Source organism: Candidatus Abyssobacteria bacterium SURF_5, from assembly GCA_003598085.1.
Classification (GTDB): Bacteria; Abyssobacteria; SURF-5; order SURF-5; family SURF-5; genus SURF-5.
Genome location: QZKU01000127.1, coordinates 41228 through 64116, shown reverse-complemented (window position 1 = coordinate 64116; position 22889 = coordinate 41228). Strand labels below are relative to the sequence as shown.

Below are 22889 nucleotides of genomic sequence, written 5' to 3'. Positions count from 1 at the left end.
GGGTGCAACTTAAGGGCATGAACAATGTTCTTGAAGGATACAAATTCGCCTGTTAATATTAGAATGTTCGATATACCGAGGAATGCATGAAGATATTTGCGGTTGGCCATTCTACATTTAAGCTTGAGCTTAACGGGCAGGTGATATTCACCGATCCCTGGTTTGGGACGTCGGGATTTGTCAATCGGCTGTTTGCCCGACGCATTTTTCCGGTCGGTGTGAGGGCGAAATCGATTGAACGGTGCGACCTGATGCTGGTCTCTCACGGGCACATCGATCATGTGTGTCAAGAAGCTTTTGCGGTTGCTCGCCGGCTGAATTCTCTTGTCATCGGGCCGCCCGGAATAATCCTGCGGGCCCGGAGGGCGCGCGTTCCCCATGTTCATGATCTGAGTCCGGGAGGTGTCATAAAGAGAGGGGATATTACAATAACGGGAGTTCCGGCCGTTCATCCATTGTCAAGGAATGCACTGGGCTACCTTCTTGAGGGGGAGAGGAGCATTTACTTCAGTGGTGACACCCGTTTTGACTGGGGAATCGTTGAATTTCTGAAGGATCGAGCGATCGACGTCGCGATCCTTCAGGTTTCCTGCGCATTCTATCCATGGTTGAATGGAGCCGACGGCATGGACGTCAATTATGCAGAAGAACTGGCTAAGGCTATTCGTCCGAAATACGTGATTCCCATGCATTTTGATTGTGCCGGCAAATATGTGGATCTTATTGCCGGGAAGAGGGTGACGGAATATGACCTTGAGCTTGAGAATTCTTTGGAGCGCTTTCGGCGGCGCCTGTTAAGCCATGGCATAGGATGTGGTATTCTATATTCGGGACAAACGGTTAATCTTTAGGAAGATAGGATGAAGAAAGCAAGAGGCGGAATCGAGGCTTTGGGAGCGGATGTTCTTCTCACGGCCGAAGAGGTGAAGCTGGAGAAGGTAGAAAAGGCGGTTTGCGTTGTGGTCGACGTTCTGCGGGCGACAACTACGATTGTTACCGCACTTGCCAACCAATGCGCGGGAATATTGCCTGTGGAGACGCCGGAGGAGGCGCGGCGGGTTGCGGCGGAAAAACAATATCTTCTTGGCGGCGAGCGCAATGGATTGAAAATAGAGGGGTTTCATTTCGGTAATTCGCCGCTCGAGTACAGTCGCGAAAATATTTTTGGGCGCTTTATCATTTTCACGACGACCAACGGCACGCGCGCCATCCGATCCTGCGCCGGAGCCGATACGGTATTAATGGCTGCATTTGTGAACGGAAAAGCTGTTGCGGATTTTTTGAAAACGGTGGAAAAACCGATTCTTATGGTATGTGCCGGTACCCGCGGTGAACCTTCCATCGAGGATACCGCATGTGCGGGAATGCTGCTTGAGGATCTGCAGCGCAAGCTTTCAGAGCGGGCCGAGGAAGCCGTGGCGCTTTGGAGGGCGCACCAGCATGATGTTGCGGGCATGATGAAAAGGGAGAGCGCCCACGGAAGGGGTCTGGTCGAATTGGGATTTGAGAAGGATATAGAATTCGCCGCCGAGGCCAATAAGTTCTCTGTTATTCCGGTCTTGCACGGCGGCCTGATAGTGAGGAAGTCGTAATGAGCGAGAAGATAGAATTTCGGAAAAAGCGCCGGATTGCGCCTCATCGAGCCATAAGCGGCATTGCTTTGGCGTTCTTGATGTTGGCGGTGGCTGGTCTCTTTATCCTTCAGGCGCCGCGCAACTCGCATTCGCTTGAACCGCCACAACCGTCCGGTCAGAGCCGGCCGCCCACGCAGGAGGAAGTGAGGACGGTGATTGTGGATGCTGCCGGTAAAGCGAGTCCGGCCGTAGTCAGCATCGGTGTGGTTACCACTCAGGTTGTGCGGGGGCACTTCCCGGAGTACGACGAATTTTTCCACTTCTTTTTTGGCGATATCATGCCGCCCAGCCGGCTGTACAGATATCGGCAGGCGATTCCGAATATCGGCTCCGGCGTGATCGTGTCGCCGGACGGATATGTTGTCACGAATGAGCATGTGGTCCACGGCGCGGAGGAGATAACCGTTGTGACTCCCGATGGGTTGACGCTGACGGGGGAACTGGCGGGCGTGCATGAGCCCTCGGATATTGCCATTATCAAAGTGGATGCGGAGAATCTGCCGTACGTCGCGATGGGCGACTCGGATGATCTGATGGTGGGTGAATGGGCTATCGCCATCGGAAATCCTTTCGGTAATCTTCTTGAGGACGCCCACCCGTCGGTGACGCTTGGGGTGGTAAGCGCCAAGATGCGATCGTTCAAGCCGGATCCCAGCGGGCGAGTCTATGTTGATATGATCCAGACGGACGCGGCCATCAATCCGGGCAACAGCGGCGGTCCACTGGTGAATTACAAAGGTGAGGCGATCGGCATCAACACGTTCATATTCACCCGAAGCGGCGGCTCACTCGGCATTGGATTTGCAATCCCGATCAACCGTGTGAAGAAGATACTGGATGAAGTGGAGCGGTACGGCAGAGTGCGTGATGTGTGGCTCGGTTTCACGGTTGCAACGGTGGATGAAGAAACTGCCCGCGCTCTCGGATTGCCTGCCGGCGGGGCGCTCGTGCGATCGGTGGAAATGAGGAGTCCCGCGGATCAAGCCGGATTGCGGGCGGGCGACATTATTACGCACGTGAATGCGAGGGCCATTCGTAATGCCGATGATGTAATTACCGCATTCGGGAGCGCGCTGGTGGGCGAAAGCTTCTCGATTACGGTGTTGCAAAAAAACCAGGAACTGGCTCTGACTCTGAACGCCCAAGAAGCCAAACGGTAGAAAGAAGCGGGCGTCAACTGTCGCGGGAAAGTTCATGCTAAACCCGTGAGGGGTGCGCAGCGAAAGGCTGGAGGCGGACCCTGGGCTCGTTCTCCGGCCGAGCCACTGTCGGATTTTTTTACAGACTGAAGGATTGCCTTTCAGTTTCCAACCCGATTTCGGCGAAAATCACCGGATTCCTCCACAAGATGCCTGTTTTTGTGTCAAAATTAAGTGGAAAAAGAGCGAAATCAGTTCGGCACGGCTATTGCACTTTGAAGGAACAATTGGGGGGTGCAAAACCATCCGGGCCGCAACGTGTATGGTACAGTGGATGTTTTTTCATAATGCAAGGGGATCAGTAACCGATGAGCAATGATCTGGAACAGATATTGAATCCGAAATCCATTGCGGTGGTTGGAGCAACGAACCGGGCGGGGAGCGTGGGTCTCGCCATATTCAGCAACTTGCTCGCGGGTTATCAGGGCGTTCTTTATCCGGTAAATCCCAAGGCTAAGGCAGTACACGGAGTGAGAGCATATCCGCGCCTGCTGGATACTCCCGACGAAGTCGACGTTGCGATTATCATTGTTCCTGCCGAATCTGTGCTTCCGGTAGTTGAGGAGGCCATCGAGAAAAGGGTAAAAGGGGTGGTGGTCATCAGCTCCGGCTTTAAGGAGGTCCTTGGTCGTGGGGCGGAGCTTGAGGTGCGGCTGAAGGAAGTGGTCCGGAAACGCGGGCTGCGCCTGATCGGCCCCAATTGTCTCGGGATCATAAATACAAACCCGAGCGTCTGTATGAACGCCAGTTTTGCGCGCAAGATGCCCCGGCCGGGCAACATTGCTTTTATCTCTCAATCGGGCGCGCTGGGGACCGCTGTCCTCGATTTTGCCGAGGGCGAAGGGATCGGATTCTCCAAGTTTGTCAGCTTCGGCAATAAGGCCGATGTGAATGAATTGGACCTGCTCAGGTATCTCAAGGACGACCCGGAAACGGATGTGATCCTCATGTACCTCGAGGACATCAGCGACGGCCGGCGGTTCATTGAGATCGCCAGTGAGATAACCTGGGACTCTCACAAACCGATCCTGGCGATGAAATCGGGTCGTTCTCCCGAGGGTGCGCGCGCGGCTGCTTCGCACACGGGTTCACTTGCCGGCTCGGATCTGGCGTACGACGCCCTCTTTCTGCAGAGCGGGATTCAGCGCGTCGAGAGCACGAGCGAATTGTTTAATACCGCGGCTGCATTCGCAAATCAGCCGATGCCGAAGGGCAACAGGATAGCGGTGATCACGAATGCAGGCGGGCCGGGCATTATCGCCACCGACGCTGCTATTCGGCACGGATTAAAGCTTGCGTCCCTGTCGCCCGAGACCTGCGAAAAATTGAGGCAGCATCTGCCGGTGACAGCGTGTATCAACAACCCGGTCGATATCATCGGAGATGCGACCCACGAGCGGTACGAGCTTGCAATCCGCGACATCCTGATGGACGAGGCCGTCGACGGCGGGATCATCATTCTGACTCCGCAGGCGATGACGGACATAATGGCCACGGCTGAAATTGTGCCGCGCGTGACGAAGGGAATCAACAAACCGGTGCTTTGCTCTTTTATGGGTGTGGTCGACGTATCCGAGGGAGTGAGGTATCTGGAGCAGCATGGGATTCCGAATTATGCGTTCCCCGAGGAAGCCGTCAGGGCGATGGCGTCAATGGAGCGGTTTGGCAATCGCCTGACACTCGGCAAGCGTGAGATCAGGCGCGTCGCCGCCGACTCCGAGACGGCGGCGCAGATTATCGCGGGGAAACTCCGCAACAAAGAGAGGGCGTTTCTTCCGGAAAAGGAAGCGAATGAGATACTCCAGTGCTACGGCTTTCCGGTGCTGAAGAGCGTGCTTATTAAAGACGAATCGGAGATCGAGGCGGCGGTCGATCAGGTGGGTTTGCCGGTCGCAGTGAAAATTTGTTCGCCCGATATCGTGCACAAATTTGAGGCGGGCGGCGTGCAATTAAAGATCAATTCGGTCCGTCAGGCTCAAAAGGCATACACTGAGATTCTCGCTAATGTAAGAAAGGTGAATCCGGCAGCCGAGATCAAGGGGATTCTCATCGAGCGCATGGCGCGCGGCGGAGTCGAGGTGATCCTGGGCGCTGCGAGGGACGAAAAATTCGGTCCCATCTGCATGTTTGGTCTGGGCGGCACGTTTGTCGAGGCGCTGAAGGACGTCACGTTTCGCCTGGCGCCCATGTGGGAGATCAGCGCAGAGTTGATGATTCGCTCGATCAAATCCTATCGGATATTGACCGGCATCCGCGGGATACCGGCATCCGACATTGACGCGATCAAGGACTGCATTTTGCGGCTTTCTCAGATGGTGACCGATCATCCCGAGATCGCCGAACTCGATATCAACCCGCTCATCGTGTATCCTGCGGGCAAGGGATGCGTCGTTGCGGACAGCCGAATTCTGCTGAAGCGGGTTGCCGCGACAGAAAACACAGATAAGGAAATTCCGACCGGAGAGCTTCAAAAGGTGAAGGTTTCCTAAGAAATTCCCCTTATCCGTTCACGCTCTCAGTATTATTACCTCCTGCTCTTGCCATTTCACGGCGATCTGCTGAGCCATTTCCCGCAAGACAGAAATCTATCTGGATGACAATGATGTAGACCTTCAATTTGCACCAAGGCAACAGGCGGCTTTCCTTTGCTACAAGGCAATGATCTCGGAGAGCCGATCGAAGCGACCGCCGGGCCCGACGCCGGGCCGCCGGTCGATGTTTTCGAGGCGTCGCCGCAAGCTCAGGTCATGCGAGTCGTGGATGGCTTGTCTGTCGGGATATATCTGATAATTGTTTCTGAACCGCTGTGGAGTGAGGTCGGGCATAAGCACGTTGGCGCCCCTCATGAGGCCGGCCTCGATTCCTGACTGCGGATTAAGAGTCGCGAGGGCAGTGGTTGCGGGGATGTTCGCTTCGGGACAGGCGATACGGGAGAGCGCGAACATTTTGAGCGTCGTTTCTTCATCATTTGGCGCCTGTTCAGCTTCGGAAATATTTCGTTTCCATTCTCCGCGCCCGAGCGGCGTTTGCGGATGCGGCAGATAGGGGCCGATCCCGATCATGTCGAGGTCGAGTTCGCGGAAGATCTCGATGTCGCGCGCCAGACTTTCATATGTCTGGCCTGGAATGCCAACCATGACTCCGCCGCCGATTTCATAGCCAAGCGATTTGAGCACGCGCAGTGTCACGATCCTGTCGGACTTTCTTCCTTTGTACGCGGGATGAATCAACTCGTACAGGTGGCGGTCGGAAGTCTCGAAGCGGAGCAGATACCGGTCGGCGCCCGCATTGCGCCATTCGGAGAGGTCTGCAAGCGGGCGCTCGCCCATGCTCAATGTGACCGCAAGCGGGGTCTCCGCTTTTATCCTTTGAATAAGGTTCGAAAGGGCTGGAGTTTTAATTCCGTAATCTTCGCCGGCCTGCAAGACAATCGTGCCGTATTCGCGCCGGACGCATTCGCCGGCGCACTCCATGATTTCGGTCTTGTTCATCCGGTAGCGCTCGATGTAGGAGTTGCCGGCACGCAGCCCGCAATAGCCGCACTGGCGGACGCAGTGGTTTGATATTTCGGTCAGCCCGCGCAGGTGCACCTCGTCGCCAACGTGCAGGCGCCTGCTTGCGTCAGCCTGCCGCCATAGTTCCCGGAGATTTCGCCGGTCTTTCTCCTTCAACCATTCGAGTATTTCCTGGTGGTTCATGAGGGCATTCCTTGTGTTCATTCAACAGGTCAAGCGCGGAAGGGAAAGGCTCGAGGGCGCGCTCGAGGATGCCGAGCGAGTAAGCGATGACGAGCCCGTAATTTGTAAGCGGCACGCCTGCCCGTCGCGCCTTGATGTGGCGACTGAGCATCTCGCGGCGGTTCAACATGCAGGCGCCGCAATGAACGATCAACTTGTAGATCGACAAGTTCTCGGGAAAGTCGTGTCCTTGGACCGTATCGAACTCAAGCTTTCCGCCGACAAACTGGGTAAGCCAGCGCGGGATTTTGACGCGGCCGATATCCTCCGCGATCGGGTGATGTGAGCAGGCTTCGGCAATGAGAATTCGGTCGCCGCGTTTGAGCCTTTTGATAGCCAGCGCTCCCAGAACCTGCTCGAGCAGATTTCCTTTGTAGCGCGCGAACAGGATTGAAAACGAAGTTAATTTGATGGAGCGCGGGGTGTCGGCGGCTACTTTCAGAAAAACTTGCGAGTCGGTCACTACCAGCCTTGGCGGTCGTTTCAGGCTTTCGAGCGCATCGCGAAGCTCGCGCTCCTTCACGATCACGCAGCACGAGTCGTTATCGAGCAGATCGCGGATGGCCTGCACCTGCGGCAGAATCAAGCGTCCCTTCGGCGCCTCTTTATCGATTGGGATCACCAGCACCGCCATCTCACCCGGCCCGATGAGATCGGCAAGGATAGCGGGGTTATTGATGAATTCAGGCGGGGCGGCATCGAGCAGGGCCTGCCGAAAATCCAGGATTCCGACGTTTTGAGAGGCCGCCGTTTTGACTACGGGGATTTTGGAGGAAATGAGGTGCTCCAAAATCGCAGGATTGGGCTGGTCGAGGTCGATCTTGTTGAAGACGACAAGGACCGGGATATGCAGCGACCGGAGTTGCTCGAGGAGTTGTTCTTCGAAGGCGCCCCATGTGTTGGGCTCGGTGATCAGGACACCGAGGTCCGTTCGCTCGAACACCTGGCGCGTTCTCTTGACGCGCAATTCCCCGAGGGCGCCCACGTCGTCGATGCCGGCTGTATCGATAAACAGGACGGGGCCGAGCGGCAGGAGTTCCATCGGTTTTTCGACGGGGTCGGTGGTTGTGCCGGCCTGTTCGGAGACTATAGAGACCTGTTGACGGGTGATGGCGTTCAGCAGGCTGGATTTACCCACATTGCGCCGCCCGAAAAGACCGATGTGAAGCCTAATACCCTTCGGTGCGCGTTGACCCATGGTTTTCCTTTTCAGCTCATGCTGTTCTCGAGCCGGCTCATCCCCCGCGCGCGGTATTGGGGGGGATGCGCGCGGGGGATGGCCCTGTGACCCGCCTAAGAGGAAGGCGTAGGCGTTATCGAATCAGAAATAGATATCTCGTTCACCCCGTTCGATTCTCAGGAGCCTTTTGCGGGCTTCGGCATATCGTTGCTTGGACGGGATATCCTCGAGGTGTTTCTCTATGGCTGAGAGGCCGGCTGCCCGTGTTGTCTCACTCGCATAATCTTCAAGGTATTCCTTGAATGTCAGAATGGCGTTCGGCAGGCAATACAGCTTGATGAGGCCGGGCTTGGCCAGGTCCATGAAGTCCTGCCCGGTCCGTCCGAGCCTGTAGCAGGCGGTGCAGAAGGAAGGGATGTATCCCATCTGCACCAGGTCATGGATAACCTCATCGACGCTGCGGTGATCACCCAATTGGAACTGCGCGGTCACCCGATCGCCTTCCGAATAGCCGCCGGGATCGGTGCGGCTGGCGGCGCTGATTTGGGAAATGCCCAACCCGAAGGTTATCGCTCGCATCTCGGGCGTCTCGCGGGTGCTCATGATCATTCCGGTGTAGGGAACCGCAAGGCGAAGTATCGCCACGATTTTTTTGAAGGCTTCGTCGGAAACCGGATACGGCGGATTGGACGCCACGGTGGAGCCTTCGGCCGGCTCGATGCGGGGAACGCTGATGGTATGCGGCCCGACTCCATAGACGAGTTCGAGGTGTCGAATGTGCTGGAGCAGCGCGAGCACCTCAAAGCGGTAATCATAGAGTCCGAAAAGGACGCCGACTCCGACGTCATTAATGCCCGCCTCAAACGCGCGGCCGACCGCATTGAGCCGCCAGTGGTAGTCCGTCTTCGAGCCGGAGACGTGCATTTTCCGATAGGCGCCGATGTGGTAGGTTTCCTGGAACAGTTGGTACGTTCCTATTTTGCTAGCGTGCAACCTCCGGAATTCCTCGACGCTCAGGGGTGCGATGTTTACGTTCACTCGCCGGATCTCGCCGCGATCGCACCGGGTTTCGTATATGGTCTGGATCGACTCGCAGATATAGTCCAGGTTGTTGCGGGAAGGCGCATCCCCGGAGACGAGCAGGATCCGTTTATGTCCCATCTTCTCGAGGGTGCGAATTTCGGCGGCAATCTCCTGCTGTGTCAGCGCCCTGCGTCTCACGTTCAGATTCGTTGAGCGAAACGCGCAGTAGAGGCAATTGTTCTGGCAGAAATTCGAGATATAGAGCGGCGCGAACAGGACGAGACGCTTGCCGTATATTGACTCCTTGGCTTTGCGGGCGGCGCCGAACATCTCTTCGCACAGTTCCGGCTCTTCGCATTGAAGCAGGGTTGCGACTTCTTCGAGGTTCAGCCCATGCAAATCAAGCGCCTTATCGATGGCGTCTCGAACGCGGCCGGCGTCTGAGCGCTCGCCGGCTTCGAGGCCTTCCAGTATTGCGACCTCGTCTATGAAAGACTCATTTGTGGTTTTAGTGCTGGTGATCATTGTTTTTCCTCCTTGCGAGCAACAGGAAGATGCACTACAAAGATAGTGCCAAATCCTTCTTCACTCTCCACAAGGATTCGTCCTTCATGTTGTTCCACGATCTCCTTGACAATCGCGAGTCCGAGACCGGTGCCGTGTTCTTCAATGGAGCGCGCGTTTTCGGCGCGAAAGAATTCGGAGAACAGGCGCGGCATATCGGCTTTGGGAATTCCGATTCCATTGTCGCTGACTTCGATCCTGACCGTGTCGTTATTCGTGAGCGAGAAGACGACGTTGACATTTCCTCCGGCCGGCGAGTACTTGATCGCGTTGGAGATGAGATTTTCGAGCATCTGCTCGATCATTTCGAAGTCGCCGCGGATAGCCGGCGCCTGATCGGGGACCGTAACGGCAAATGAGAGGCCTTTTTGCGCGGCCTCATCCTGAAACGTGCGCCGGATTCTCCGGGCGAGCTCAATCACGTCGATTGAAGCGAACGCCAACGCTCGCTCCTGTCTGGAGCTGGTGGCAAGGATCATAAGTTCTTCGATTATCTGGAGCATTGTGCGGGCCCTGCGGTCCACGCGCCGCAGATATTCATTTTGATCGGGGTTCAATTCGCCTAGGTAGCCGCTCCTGACGACGTCGAGGATGCTGGCGATGGCCGACACGGGCGCGCGCAGATTGTGGGCGACCCTCATCATGAACCAGGAGCGATCCCGCAGAAGCTTTTCCACAGCTTCGTAGGCGCGGGCGTTCTCGAGAGCGACGGCCACCAGTCCGGCCGACTGCCGGAAAAATTCCACGTCTTCCTCATGAAAGCGATCATGGAGCCTGCAGTATGCTCCGAGAATTCCGGTGACGCGTTTTTCGACCATGAGCGGCACGAAAAGGACGGATTGCAACTGCGCGGCGACGAGGTCTTCGCCGAACTGAAACATCTCGCGCTGGGTTGCATGTCCGGTAACGAACGGTTCTCCCTCAATGATGCGCCGGTTCAAAGGGCTTTTGTCGACTTCCACCACTTTGTTGTTGGTCCATTCGACGGGCAGTCCGTGGACGGCCGCGTATCGAAGCTGTTTTCCGTCCTCGCTGAGCAATTTCACCGAACTGCCCTGCACGTTCATGACCTGCGCCAATTCCGTAACGACCTTGCCGAGCACCTGATCGAGGCGAGGAGTTGAGAGGATGGTCTGGGTCATCATGTACAGGCTGTTGAGCTTCTTGTTGAGGTCGGTCAACCTTTCGGAAAGTTCGGCCAGGCTCACGATGCGCTTGCGCAGCATGATCATAATGGCGGTGGTCAGGAAAGCGGTGATAAAGACGGACATGCTGAAAAAGCCGAGGGTAACCAGCAGGTGGAACGGCGAATCGATCAGATTGATAAAGTTTTCGCGGTATATCACCGGATACTGCCGCAGCCAGCCCTGGTATTCGGCCGCGGATATTATCGTCATACCGACGGCGGCAAGCGAGGCGAAGCCGTAAGCGGTCAGCGGGCGCAGCAGGATAGAAGCGAATATGATGTGGAAAATAAAGAAGAAGATGAGAGGGCTCGAAGCGCCGCCCGTGAAGTGGATGAGCAGAAACATGGCGGTGTAATCGAGTGCAACCTGACAATGAGTAAAGCGCTGCACGAGCTCCGGCTGCCATTCCAGTTGTTGTTGCATCAATTTGCTGTGGGCATAGAAGAGGCCGTTATAGGCGAGAATGAATAAGGCCACAGCCAGAACGGGCAGAGCGGCAAATTGCACCTTCGCGAGCGAGCCTGCGGCGCAGGCCGCCGCTATGCTGGGAGGCACCCACCATCTCAGAGAGATGAACCACAATGTTCGTTCTCTCAGCTCACCGAGGATGATCCGCTTGCGCTTGTTGAGTTCTTCGGGGATGGGCAAGGTGGTCGTCTCGATCCGATGATGAAATCTCTCCAGTTCTCGCACCCCTTGGGTGAACGTTCGAAAGGAAAGGACGCTGATTGCTCTCAGCAGCATCGTATAGAGCACACGAACCACCTTGCCCACTGGGGGACTCAGGGTATTTTCAGCCCTGCAAGCTTGACCGCGCCTCGATGATATCCATGCGGAAAGAGCTTCTCGAGCTGTTCCAGTTCAAGACGGTTAGCTTCACAGACTTCATATACCGTCGGCACCACTCCATTTTTGCGGAAGCTGTCGCGAATGAAGTAGATGATTTCCCAATGCCGCTCTGTCAGTCCACGCACATAGCCCATTTCAAGAGATTTGATGAAGGCATATCGTTCGTCCCATTGATCGGGGTCGACGAGGAAGCCGTGTACGTCCACTTCATACGTTTTGGTGGATGGTATCTCTGAAACAGGCGCTTGGGAGGACCCCCCCCGCAGGGATAAGCACGTATTCCGGATAGGCATCCCTGTAGGTGATGCCCGCCAATTTGCAGGCTCCTCTTTGATAGCCGGTTGGGAAAAGTCTTTGGAGGTCCTTGAGGCGCAGGTCGTTGGCCCTGCAGGTTTCATAGACCAGCGGGCACCTGCCTTCCTGTCTGCACGTTTTTCGGATGAAGTGAATCACCTGCCAATGCTCCTTTGTGAGGAGCGGGATCTTGAGGTCAGGCGCGAGGCCTTCGGAAAAGAATTCGTCCCACCCGTCGCGGTTCAGGAGGAAGCCGCCTTCATCCACCTGATATTTTCTCTTGCCGTACGTCACGGTTTTCATAGGTTTCGCCTCCTCTACAGGAGGCTGTCCTCGAGAAGCGAAAGAGTTCGTGCCAAGCGTTCGCGGTCGGAAACGGTTTTTAGATCCGCCCACGGACTCTGAGCGCAGTCGTTCTCAGGAAGCCTCGGCCAAAATCGCCTGTATCTTGTCCAGAAGCTTTTTTGTATCGACGGGCTTCTCGAACAGCCACTTCGCCGGCCACTCCTCACCGAGGATGTGCTGGAACTTGTCGGGGCCCTCGCCCCTGACCTTTTCGAGGAAACTGGTCAGCATTATGATCGGCAGATTTTCGTATTCGGGTTTTCCCCTCAATTCGAATGCCAGGTCGAATCCCTCGGTGTCGGTGCTCATCATGATGTCCAGGATCATGAGATCGGGGAGCTTGGCTTTCAGAGCCGCGAGCGCTTCGCGTCCGTTTGCAGCGGTCTGAACCTTGTAGCCGTGCTTCTCCAGGATGATCTGGATAGCGTCCCGGATATCCCGGTCGTCGTCGACCAGGAGAATGTTGCCATTGGTAGCCATGCGTACCCTCCTTTGTGAAGCTTAAAAGTCGCGCTCGACGTAGTGTGTGTGGAGCAGTTTGTGAGACATTGCACCGAGCGGTTCTTTCAGAAATTTCTCATACAGCTCTTTAACGGCCGGATTCTCGTGCGATTGCCGGAGTTGCTGGACTTCGGCGTCGTCGACGTACAGCGCCTGCGCTCGCAGGCTGCGCTTTTCATTGCTCACGGGAAGCGGCTGTCCGCCGCCGCCGACGCACCCGCCGGGACAGGCCATGATCTCTATGAAATGATAATTTGCGGAGCCGTCCATCACCTTATCCAGCAATTTGCGCGCATTGCCGAGGCCGTGAGCGACAGCGACGCGGACCTCGCCGAGAGGGCCGACCTGCATGGCGGCTTCTTTCACGCCCTCAAGGCCACGGACCGGCATGATGTCGAGGCTCGGCATGTTGTGGCCGCAGACGACGGCGTAGACGGTTCGCAGCGCGGCCTCCATGACGCCGCCGGTGGCGCCGAAAATGGTGCCGGCGCCGGTGTATTGCCCCATGGGAGGATCGTACGGCTCGTCCGGCAGATTCACGAAATCGATTCCGGCCTGCCGGATCATGCGGCCGAGTTCGCGCGTGGTAAGGACGGCATCGACGTCGCGATATCCCGACGAGCACATTTCCGGCCGCGAAGCCTCATATTTCTTTGCGGTGCAGGGCATGATAGAGACGACAAAGATGTCCTTCGGGTCGATGCCGGTGAGTTTTGGGTAATACGTTTTGGCCAACGCTCCGAACATTTGCTGGGGCGACTTGCAGGTGCTGAGATGCGGAAGGAGCGATGGATAGAAATGCTCGATGAACTTGATCCAGCCGGGGCTGCACGACGTTATCATCGGGAGTTTTCCGCCGGTCTTGACCCGCTTGAGCAACTCGTTGCCCTCCTCGATAATAGTCAGATCGGCGGTGAAGTTGGTATCGAAGATTCTGTCGAAGCCGAGCCTTCGGAGAGCGGCTATCATTTTGCCGGTGACGAGCGTTCCCGGCGGCATTCCGAATTCCTCGCCGAGCGCGGCTCGTATCGCCGGCGCCTCCTGCACGATCACATGCTTTGACGGGTCTTCGAGCGCGGCGAACACTTTATCAGTATCATCGTGTTCGATGATGGCGCCGGTCGGGCACACGACCGAGCATTGCCCGCAGTAGGTGCACGCTGAATCCGCAAGGTTAGCGTTCATTGCGGGCACGACCTTCGATTCAAATCCGCGTCCCTCGGGAGTCAGCAGGCTGACTCCCTGCACTTCCGCGCAGACGGCGACGCACCTGACACAGTTGACGCATTTGGAGGAATCACGAACGAGCGAAGGAGAGGAGTCGTCGACTTGGCGCGAATTGAATATGGTACGGGGGACGCGTATGGTTCGCACGCCGACGAGCTCGGCCACCGCCTGCAGCTCACAGTGTTCGTGTTTCTGGCAGATGTTGCAATCGGCGGGATGGTCGGACAGGAGGAATTCGACCACGCTCCGGCGCGCCCGGCGCACGCGCTCCGAGTTAGTTTTCACCTTCATGCCCTCGGCCACCGGATAGACGCAGGAGGCGACGAGGGTTCGGCTTCGATCGACTTCGACCACGCACACGCGACATGCGCCGGGCGTATGATTAATCTCGGGGAGCGCGCACAGGGTGGGTATGCGAATACCGATCGAGCGCGCCGCCTCGAGGATGGGGGTCCCTTCGGGAACCTTCACCTCACGATTATCTATTGTCAGCGTAACCATTCCTGATCTCCTTTATCGATATCGCCATTCAATCGATTTTGGCGTCACACCGCATGCAGCGGCGCGCCTCTTCGACAGCGAGCCTCGAGGTGTAGCCGAGTTCGACTTCGCGGAAATCTCTCTTCCGCTCGATAGCCGGTTCCCCGGGCATTGCCGCCTGCGGCTTCTCGACAACTTCCTCATCGATCTGGAGCGGGATGTCGATGGCTCCATCGGACGGCGCGACCCACGGTCTTTGTCCGTTTGCCGTCCGGAGGGCGGTGTCGATGCGGATGGCCGCATCGCGCCCTGCCCGGATTGCGTCGATCACCATGGCGGGTCCGGTGACTGCGTCTCCGCCCGCCCATACCTTTGGGTTGCCGGTCTGCAGATTCGAATTTATTTTGATTGCTCCTCGCTCGATTTGAATTGCGCTGTCCCCATTAACGAAATCGAGGTCGACGGATTGACTGATTGCGGCGATGACGGTGTCGACTTCGGCGGTAAACTCGGAGCCTTTAATCGGCTCGGGACGTTTGCGCCCGGAGCGATCAAAGAGGCCCAGCTTCATGCGCGCAAGCTCGAGGCCGGACACTCTGCCGTTCTTGGACTTAACGGCCACGGGAGCCGCCAGATACTCGAGGTGGACGCCCTCTTCCTCGGCGGCTCTTATTTCGGCCTCCTGAGCGGGCATGTCTTTTCGCTCACGGCGATAGTAAATGGTTACGTTTTCGGCTCCCAGCCGGATCGCGGTTCGGGCGGAGTCGATGGCCGAGTTGCCGCCGCCGATGACCGCCGCGCGTTTACCGATCTTGACCGGTCGATCCAGGTTGTGAATTCTCAGCAGTTCGACCGCCCCGAATACGCCCTCGGTATCCTCTCCGGGAATATTGAGCGAGAGGCTCTTGTGGGCCCCGATCGCGAGGTAGATCATGTCATACTCGCGCTCCAGTTCCTCGAAGCTGATTTCGCGTCCGATTCGCGTGTTCAGCCGCAACTGGACGCCGGTGTCAATAATATCCTTGATTTCCCTGTCAAGAACTTCGCGGGGGAGGCGATACGCCGGGATGCCCCAGCGGAGCATTCCGCCCGCGTACGGGAGTTCTTCAAAGACGGTGACGGCATATCCTCGTTTCTTCAGTTCGAGCGCGGCCGTAAGGCCGGACGGTCCCGCCCCTACGATTGCGACGCGCTCCTTTTGGGTTACGGGAATCGGTTCGACGGCCGGCCTCCTGGCATTATCGGCTACGTAACGCTTGAGGAACTTGATTGCGACAGGTTCGTCGAGCTGACCGCGCCTGCATTTCGACTGGCACGGATGCCCGCAAACGCGGCCGCAGACGCTGGGGAACGGGTTGGTTCGCTTGAGGACCGTATAGGCGTCGTCGATCCGTTCGGCGCGGACGAGAGCGACGTACTCGGGGATGTCCATCTCGATGGGGCACGTATGCTGGCACGGGCTCTTGAACAAGGCGGAGCAGACGGCGGCGGCGCAGTGTTTGTCGCGGATATGAGCCTCATATTCATGGCGGAAATACCTGATCGTGCTCAGAACGGGATTGGGAGCCGTTTGTCCGAGGCCGCAAAGGGCGGTGTCCTTGATGGCGCCTGCGAGTTCCTCGAGCAGTTCGATGTCGCCCTGCCGGCCTTCTCCCTTGCAGATGCGCTGGAGGATTTCGAGCATCCGCTTGGTGCCTATCCTGCATGGGGTGCACTTGCCGCAGGATTCGTCCTGACAGAAATCCATGAAATAGCGGGCCATGTCCACCATGCAGTTGTCCTCGTCCATGACGATCAATCCGCCCGATCCCATGATAGCGCCGGCCCGGGTGATGGCCTCATAATCCGTCGGCAGGTTCAGATGCTCGGCGGGGATGCATCCTCCGGAGGGTCCACCGAGCTGGGCGGCTTTGAAGTTTTTGCCGCCGGGGATGCCTCCGCCGATGTCGAAGATGATTTGTCCGATGGAGGTGCCCATAGGCACCTCGACTAATCCGATATTGTTGACTTTGCCGGTCAACGCGAATATCTTCGTGCCCTTCGAGGATTCGGTTCCGATTTTCGCGTATTTGTCGCCGCCCTCGAGGATGATCTGCGGGATATTGGCAAAGGTTTCAACGTTATTCAGGATGGTCGGTTTTTTCCACAGTCCGGAAATGGCCGGGAAGGGGGGGCGCGGGCGCGGCATGCCGCGGCGTCCCTCGATGGAAGTCATGAGGGCGGTTTCTTCGCCGCACACAAATGCGCCGGCTCCCTGGTAGATCTCGACGTCGAAATCGAAAGCCGATCCGAGAATGTTTTTGCCCAACAGGCCGAGTTCGCGCGCCTGATCGATTGCGATAGTGAGCCGTCGCACCGCAAGCGGATATTCGGCGCGGCAATAGATATAGCCCTGGTGCGAGCCGATCGCTTTTGCGGCGATGATCATTCCTTCCAGAATGGAATGGGGATCGGCCTCCATTACGCTACGGTCCATGAAGGCGCCGGGATCGCCCTCGTCCGCATTGCAGAGCACGTACTTTATGTCTCCCTTGGAATTAGCGCAAAATTCCCATTTAACGCCTGTGGGGAATCCGGCTCCTCCCCGCCCGCGGATGGCCGAGAGTTTCACTTCGTTGATTATCTCGCGGGGACCCATTTCGAGCAGGGCTTTGGCGGCGGCAATGTAGCCGTCGCGCCAGATGTAATCCTCAATCTTTTCGGGGTCGATCATGCCCTTGTTGTGGAGCACCCGCAATTGCTGATTGGCAAAGAAAGGAATGTCGTCGAGCCGCGGGATGATGGCTCCGGTTACCGGGTCAACGTACATGAGGCGCTTGACGGGGCGCCCTTTCAGGAAATGTTGTTCGACCACTTCCGCCATGTCTTCGGGGGCAAGCTTCTGATAAAAAATTGATTCCGGAAGGACGGTCATGACCGGCCCCATGGCGCAGAAGCCGTTGCACCCGGTCTGTACCACCATCACTTCTTGAGCGAGTCCCTTTTTCCGGACTTCTTCCTGGAGGGCGCTGATGACTGCTTTGCTCCCGCCGGCGTGGCATCCGGTGCCTCCGCACACCATGGCGCTGAGGCGATATTTTTTTCTTTCTTTCGCGACCTCGTCTTTTATGCGTATCAGATCGGTAGTGGTGATGTTCTTCTTTGTCATGGTTTCTGCTCCTCGGCGGGCCGGCGGTACTTATCCAGAATCTGATCGAGCCTGGCCACCTTTACCTGTTTATGCGTGTCATCGTCAACAACCATGACGGGCGCCAAGCCGCACGCGCCCACGCAGCGGACTATATCGAGGCTGAATTCCCTGTCGTCGGTGCATTCGCCTGGCTCGATTCCCAGTTTTTGCTCCATATCGCGGAGCACCCTGTGGGATCCCCTGACATGGCAGGCGGTTCCCAGGCACACGCGCACCTGGTGTCTGCCGCGGGGCTTCATGGTGAAGAACGAGTAGAATGTGACGACGCCATATACTTGTGAGAGCGGGATGTTCAGGCCTCTTGCCACGCGCCGCTGCACGGACTCCGGGAGGTAACCCGTGATTCCCTGCACCGTTTCGAGCACAGGAATCAGGGCGCCGGGTTTGTTGCGGTAACGTGCGATAACCTCATCGACACGTTTCCATTGCTCCTCGGTAAATTCATCGGGTATCATTTCGCAAGCACATTCGCACTTCATGGTTTATCTCCTTAGAGGTCAGCAGAAGCAACATACCCTCTTTTGGGACAACCGGAAAGGGTTGTTTCGACAATCCCGTTATGACACAATGCGTTAAACAATCTAGGAGCAACAACTATGCCGAATCAAATCACGGGCGGCAGTGGTCGGAAGCGGCGGCGCCGCGTGCGGTGAAACGATAAGCAAACTCAGACAAGTGCGCGATTATCGATGTCGCCAGATCGGGAAAGCAGAGATTGCATCACCGTCGCCGCGGGGCGGCGCGAAATCGTCGGTTTTCTTTACAAATGTAAAGATTCCCGTCAACCGGGAGCGCGGGAGTTCTTCGATCCGCCGGGATTGAGGTGCGAAAAGAAAGGGGTTTTTCTTTTCGCAAAACTCGGCACAGAAATTGCCGTCAAAACGGGCATGGGTTGACGGTCTTCATATGCGCCGCTGGAGGCCGGAAAGGAGCATCATCATGCAGAAGACACAGGAGACCCACGAAATACATGTCCTGCTGGTGGACGATGAGGAGAACTTTCGAGCCAACGCAAAGTCTCTCTTCAGGAAGCGCGGGTTCAATATTCAGACGGCCGCATCCGGCTCAGAGGCCATTGCAGCGGTGAAGAAAGAGAGCTTCGACGTCATTCTTCTCGATCTGAAAATGCCGGGGATGGATGGGAATGAGGTGCTTTATTCGCTGAAGAAGATACGGCCCGATATCCAGGTGATCATTCTCACGGGATACGGTTCGTCGGAATCGGTTACCTTCGGCCTCCGCCATGGGGCGTTTGCCTACCTGGTGAAGCCCTGCGACATCGACTTGATCGCGGTGAAGATCAGAGAAGCCTACCACAAGAAGAAGGGAACGTATGAGAAGGAGCGCCGCGTGAGAGACATCATGGTTTCTCTCAGTTCCTTTGGGTCTGTGCGGGACGACTGGACGATTGCCGAGGCTATTGCAATACTGCTCGGACAGAAAACCATTGTCACCGATTCGGTCGAGGAAGAGCCGATTGAAGTGGTGATCGGCAGCAAGACAGTGATTACGACCACCGTAGATGAAGGTGTTCACCGGTGCGTGCTGGTCCGCGATCGGGCGGACAAGATCATTGGGATAATCAGCTTTACCGATTTTCTGCAGGGGCTCGAGTCGACCTATCTGCGCCTGCTGTCGGAGCGGCCTTCGCTGATTGTTTCGGAATCGGGTCGGACTCACGGGCAGATATTTTCGAACATGGTGCATGAGCTCGGCAAAAAGAAAGTCCGCGAGTTGATGCTGGATAAACCGCCCTCGATCGATGCGGACGCGGATCTGCTGGAGGCGACAAACCGGCTCCTTTCCCTGAACGTCAGGAGGCTGCTCGTGATGGACGAGGATAAGGTAATCGGGGTGATCCGCGAAAAGGACCTGATGTTTGAGATGGCCAATATCATCGGCTGAAACGGGGCTGCTATTGAACCTTGTGAGGCGGTTCTTTTGTGGTTATGATATTGTATGTAGTGTGGCAGCGGTTTCTTTGAAGGAAAGACATACACAAGGAGCCTGGATATGCATACAAAAGCTGGAAAAGGCATCACCTCGATGATGGACGAGCAGCGGAAATTCCCGCCGCCAAAGGAATTCCAGGAGAAGGCGCGGATCAAATCGCAGGAGGAATATGAGCGGCTGTACCGGGAATCGCTGGAAAATCCGGACCAGTTCTGGGGCCGCCTGGCCGAGAGTCTGGATTGGTACAGGAAATGGGACCGCGTCCACTATTGGAATGCAGAGACGACGGAATGCAGGTGGTTTGAGGGCGGAAAACTGAATGTCTCCTACAACTGTCTGGATCGACATCTGAAGACAAAGCGAAGGAACAAGATCGCTCTTCAATGGGAAGGCGAGCCGCTGGGCGAGGACAAGTCGTACACCTACGAGCAACTGTATCGGGAGGTGTGCAGGTTTGCGAACGTGCTGAAGAAGAAGGGGATAAAGAAGGGCGATCGCGTCTGCATCTATTTGCCGATGATTCCGGAACTCCCGATAGCGATGCTTGCGTGCACGCGGATTGGAGCGATTCACAGCGTGGTATTCGGCGGGTTCAGCGCCGACGCGTTGCGCGATCGCATCCAGGACAGCGGCGCCAGGATGCTTATCACCGTCGACGCCAGCTTCCGGAACGGCAAGATCATCGAACTGAAAAAGGCGGCAGATGAGGCGCTGACGAAATGCCCGTCGGTTGAAAAGGTGATCGTGGTGAATCGGACCTTCAAACAGGTATCGATGAAGCCGGGAATGGAAAGCTGGTGGCACGAGGAGATGAACGCGCCCGATATCAAAGACGAATGCGAGCCGGAGATAATGGACGCGGAGGACCCGCTCTTCATTCTCTATACCAGCGGCAGCACAGGAAAACCGAAGGGAGTGCTTCATACCACCGCCGGCTATTTGCTGTATGCGGCCCAGACGTTTCGGTACATCTTCGACTATCGCGACGAAGATGTTTTCTGGTGCACGGCCGACATCGGCTGGGTGACCGGTCACAGCTACATCGTGTACGGGCCTCTCTGCGAGGGCGTGACGTCGGTGATGTACGAAGGAGTGCCGTTCTATCCCGAGAGAGACAGGTTCTGGCAGATCATAGACAAGTACAAGGTCAACATCTTCTATACGGCCCCCACGGCGATTCGCTCGATCATGAGGGAGGGCGACGAGTGGCCGAAGCGAAACAACCTGTCCAGCTTGCGGCTGCTGGGAACCGTCGGCGAACCGATCAATCCGGAAGCCTGGATGTGGTATTACAACCTGATCGGCAAGGGGAAATGTCCGATCGTGGATACCTGGTGGCAAACCGAGACCGGCGGCATTTTGATTACGCCGCTGCCCGGCGCCTTCACGCTGAAACCGGCCTCCGCAAACAAGCCGTTTTTCGGAGTCGAAGCCGAGGTGATACGAGAGGATGGCTCGCCGGCGAAGCCGAATGAGGGCGGCTATCTCATAATCAAGCGGCCGTGGCCCGGGATGATGCGTGGCGTCTATGGCGATCCGAAGCGGTTCAAGGAAACCTATTTCACGTTGTATCCCGGTTTGTATTTTACGGGTGACGGCGCGAGAAAGGATGAAGACGGCGACTTCTGGCTGATGGGCCGGATCGACGACGTCATCAACGTGTCGGGACATCGACTGGGCACCGCTGAGATTGAAAGCGCGCTGGTCTCGCACCCCAACGTCTCGGAGGCCGCCGTTGTCCCGATGCCGCATGAGATCAAGGGGCAGGGTATTTACGCTTTTGTGACGTTGAAGGCGGGAGTGGAAGCTTCGGAATCAATGAGGAAGCAGCTCATCGCGCACGTCAGGAAGGAGATCGGTCCGATTGCGACGCCCGACGAACTGCAGTTCGCGGAGGGTCTGCCGAAGACGCGAAGCGGCAAGATCATGAGGCGAATCCTTCGCAAGATCGCCGAAGGCAGTGAGCAGATCGGTGATACCACGACCCTGGCCGACACCTCGGTTGTGGAGAACTTGCTGAAGGGAAAAAAAGGCGGCGAGGCAGCCGCGCAAAAAAAATAGCCGGAGCGGCTTTTTCCTGTCGTGGCGGACCGGCGCAATCAGCGGTTGCCGTTGCGAAAGCGGATTCGACCAATTGCCGCCAGTCCGGCCGACGACGGGCCGGTCTTGAGGTGATGGCATGAATCAGAACGTCAGGAATTATGGATGGACCGTCGCTCTCTCCGGGACAGGCATCAACCTTGCTCTCGGGGTTCTTTATACGTGGAGTGTCATCTCGAAAGCGATTCCGCAGGAATGGGGGTGGAACGAGGCTCAGCGAGCGCTCCCTTATTCGATTGCATGCATCGTTTTCGCTCTTGTCATGGTGGTTGCCGGGCGGATGCAGGATAAGATCGGCCCGCGCAAGGTGGCGACCATGGGCGGTGTTTTGACCGGATTGGGCTTTTTGCTCGCGAGCGCGAGCACTTCGCTCACGGTATTTGTGCTGGGGTTTGGTTTGTTGGCAGGAGCAGGGATCGGGTTCGGGTATGCCTCGGCGACACCACCCGCCGTCAAGTGGTTTCCGCGCGAGCGGACGGGCCTGATAGCGGGGATTGTGGTGGCGGGATTCGGTCTGGCGTCAGTGTATGCGGCGCCTCTCGCCAGGTATCTGATCGCGGCATTCGGCGTCCAGGTCGCCATGAGGATTTTCGGCATCGCTTTTCTTCTGGTCGTGGTGGTTCTCGCGCAGTTCTTGCGCAATCCGCCCAAGGAATACGTTCCGGCTTCGTCGGCTTCGATGGTGCATAGGGGAATACCCGCGGCTCCCGTCCACGAATACGATTGGCTGTCAATGATGCGGACTCCGCAGTTCTACTTGCTTTGGTTCATGTTCGCATGCGGGGCGGGCGCAGGTCTGATGATCATCGGGAAGCTGGCGAAGATCGTGGAGCTGCAGAGCGGTTCCACGGCGGGATTCGTCCTGGTGGCGCTGCTTGCGGTGGGCAATGCGGGCGGCCGCGTGATTGCCGGGGTGCTCTCGGACAGGATCGGTCGAACCGCGACAATGCTCATCGTGTTTGCGGTGCAGGCGGTCCTGATGTTTACGCTTCGCCTGCAGGACCAGTTGGCGATGCTGGTCGCCTATTCGATGGTCGTCGGCTTCAACTACGGAGCCTGCCTGTCGCTGTTTCCGTCGGCGACAAAAGACTATTACGGTCTGAAGAATTTCGGCGTCAACTACGGCCTGGTCTTCACGGCGTGGGGAGTCGGCGGGCTCGTTTTGCCGATCGTATCCGGCAGGATTTTCGACGCGACCGGCTCGTTTAACCAGGCCTATGTGATTGCCGGTTTCGTGATGCTTGTTGCGGCCGCGCTGACCTTCGTAACGAAAGCGCCGCATGAGGAACAACTGGTGGCGCCGGGTCTGAAGGCGGCGTGATGCCCTTGGCTTGACATGCGTGGGAAGGCGGAATATATTCTTTTTAGCTTAAAGAACCCGCTGACAATTCGAGCGGTTGTTCGGCGAGCGCCTGTATCTGCTGGA

At 56.9% G+C, this 22889-nt stretch carries 18 protein-coding genes; 8 read left to right on the top strand and 10 right to left on the bottom strand.

Going from position 1 to position 22889, the window contains the following annotated elements; all coding sequences use genetic code 11:
• Positions 1-86 precede the first annotated feature (86 nt).
• The 4 genes from C4520_18475 (at position 87) to C4520_18460 (ending at position 5322) form a co-directional block, all read left to right on the top strand.
• On the top strand, positions 87-851 hold the full coding sequence (locus C4520_18475; protein RJP16619.1) for an MBL fold metallo-hydrolase: 765 nt from the start codon (positions 87-89) through the stop codon (positions 849-851).
• Positions 852-860: 9 nt separating this feature from the next.
• The gene (locus C4520_18470; GenBank protein RJP16618.1) at positions 861-1592 is read left to right on the top strand and encodes a 2-phosphosulfolactate phosphatase; all 732 of its coding nucleotides are present in this window, start codon (positions 861-863) and stop codon (positions 1590-1592) included.
• Entirely contained in the window at positions 1592-2794 is a 1203-nt protein-coding gene (locus C4520_18465) for a PDZ domain-containing protein (protein ID RJP16617.1), read from the top strand. The genes C4520_18470 and C4520_18465 overlap by 1 nt, the downstream gene beginning before the upstream one ends.
• Positions 2795-3141: 347 nt before the next feature.
• Entirely contained in the window at positions 3142-5322 is a 2181-nt protein-coding gene (locus tag C4520_18460) for a CoA-binding protein (GenBank protein RJP16616.1), read from the top strand.
• A 159-nt stretch (positions 5323-5481) separates the two neighbouring features.
• On the opposite strand, the gene hydE is transcribed toward C4520_18460, so the two are convergent.
• The 10 genes from hydE to nuoE all read right to left on the bottom strand — a co-directional run bounded on the left by hydE (position 5482) and on the right by nuoE (position 17889).
• On the bottom strand, positions 5482-6531 hold the full coding sequence (hydE, locus tag C4520_18455; protein RJP16615.1) for a [FeFe] hydrogenase H-cluster radical SAM maturase HydE: 1050 nt from the start codon (positions 6529-6531) through the stop codon (positions 5482-5484).
• Positions 6455-7768, bottom strand: coding sequence for a [FeFe] hydrogenase H-cluster maturation GTPase HydF (hydF, locus tag C4520_18450; GenBank protein ID RJP16614.1), 1314 nt, complete (start codon positions 7766-7768; stop codon positions 6455-6457). The genes hydE and hydF overlap by 77 nt, the downstream gene beginning before the upstream one ends.
• 123 nt (positions 7769-7891) lie before the next feature.
• Positions 7892-9298, bottom strand: a complete 1407-nt coding sequence (hydG, locus tag C4520_18445) for a [FeFe] hydrogenase H-cluster radical SAM maturase HydG (protein RJP16613.1) — start codon at positions 9296-9298, stop codon at positions 7892-7894.
• A complete protein-coding gene (locus C4520_18440) occupies positions 9295-11280 on the bottom strand; it encodes a GAF domain-containing protein (GenBank protein RJP16612.1) in 1986 nt (661 codons plus the stop codon). Before C4520_18440 ends, hydG begins: the two co-directional genes overlap by 4 nt.
• 26 nt (positions 11281-11306) lie before the next feature.
• Positions 11307-11771 carry a hypothetical protein gene (locus C4520_18435; protein ID RJP16611.1) on the bottom strand — a complete coding sequence of 155 codons (465 nt, stop codon included), beginning with the start codon at positions 11769-11771 and terminating at the stop codon, positions 11307-11309.
• On the bottom strand, positions 11581-11970 hold the full coding sequence (locus C4520_18430) for a sulfurtransferase TusE (GenBank protein ID RJP16610.1): 390 nt from the start codon (positions 11968-11970) through the stop codon (positions 11581-11583). Before C4520_18430 ends, C4520_18435 begins: the two co-directional genes overlap by 191 nt.
• Before the next feature lie 114 nt (positions 11971-12084).
• Positions 12085-12492 carry a response regulator gene (locus tag C4520_18425; GenBank protein ID RJP16609.1) on the bottom strand — a complete coding sequence of 136 codons (408 nt, stop codon included), beginning with the start codon at positions 12490-12492 and terminating at the stop codon, positions 12085-12087.
• Positions 12493-12513: 21 nt separating this feature from the next.
• A complete protein-coding gene (locus C4520_18420; protein RJP16608.1) occupies positions 12514-14241 on the bottom strand; it encodes a ferredoxin in 1728 nt (575 codons plus the stop codon).
• Positions 14242-14269: 28 nt separating this feature from the next.
• Positions 14270-17368, bottom strand: a complete 3099-nt coding sequence (gene nuoF, locus C4520_18415; protein ID RJP16607.1) for an NADH-quinone oxidoreductase subunit NuoF — start codon at positions 17366-17368, stop codon at positions 14270-14272.
• Positions 17365-17889 (bottom strand): NADH-quinone oxidoreductase subunit NuoE, encoded by a 525-nt coding sequence (gene nuoE / locus C4520_18410; GenBank protein ID RJP16606.1) that lies wholly within the window; start codon positions 17887-17889, stop codon positions 17365-17367. The genes nuoF and nuoE overlap by 4 nt, the downstream gene beginning before the upstream one ends.
• Positions 17890-18099: 210 nt before the next feature.
• Here nuoE and C4520_18405 point away from each other — a divergent pair, with 210 nt between their 5' ends.
• The 4 genes from C4520_18405 to C4520_18390 all read left to right on the top strand — a co-directional run bounded on the left by C4520_18405 (position 18100) and on the right by C4520_18390 (position 22784).
• Complete coding sequence (locus tag C4520_18405) at positions 18100-18306, top strand: hypothetical protein (GenBank protein ID RJP16605.1); 207 nt, start codon at positions 18100-18102, stop codon at positions 18304-18306.
• Between the two features lie 10 nt (positions 18307-18316).
• Positions 18317-19315 (top strand): response regulator, encoded by a 999-nt coding sequence (locus C4520_18400; GenBank protein RJP16604.1) that lies wholly within the window; start codon positions 18317-18319, stop codon positions 19313-19315.
• A gap of 108 nt (positions 19316-19423) precedes the next feature.
• Positions 19424-21424: an acetate--CoA ligase gene (gene acs, locus C4520_18395; GenBank protein ID RJP16603.1), complete on the top strand. Its 2001-nt coding sequence runs from the start codon at positions 19424-19426 to the stop codon at positions 21422-21424.
• 118 nt (positions 21425-21542) lie between these two features.
• Entirely contained in the window at positions 21543-22784 is a 1242-nt protein-coding gene (locus C4520_18390) for an MFS transporter (protein RJP16602.1), read from the top strand.
• The last annotated feature ends 105 nt before the right edge of the window (positions 22785-22889 follow it).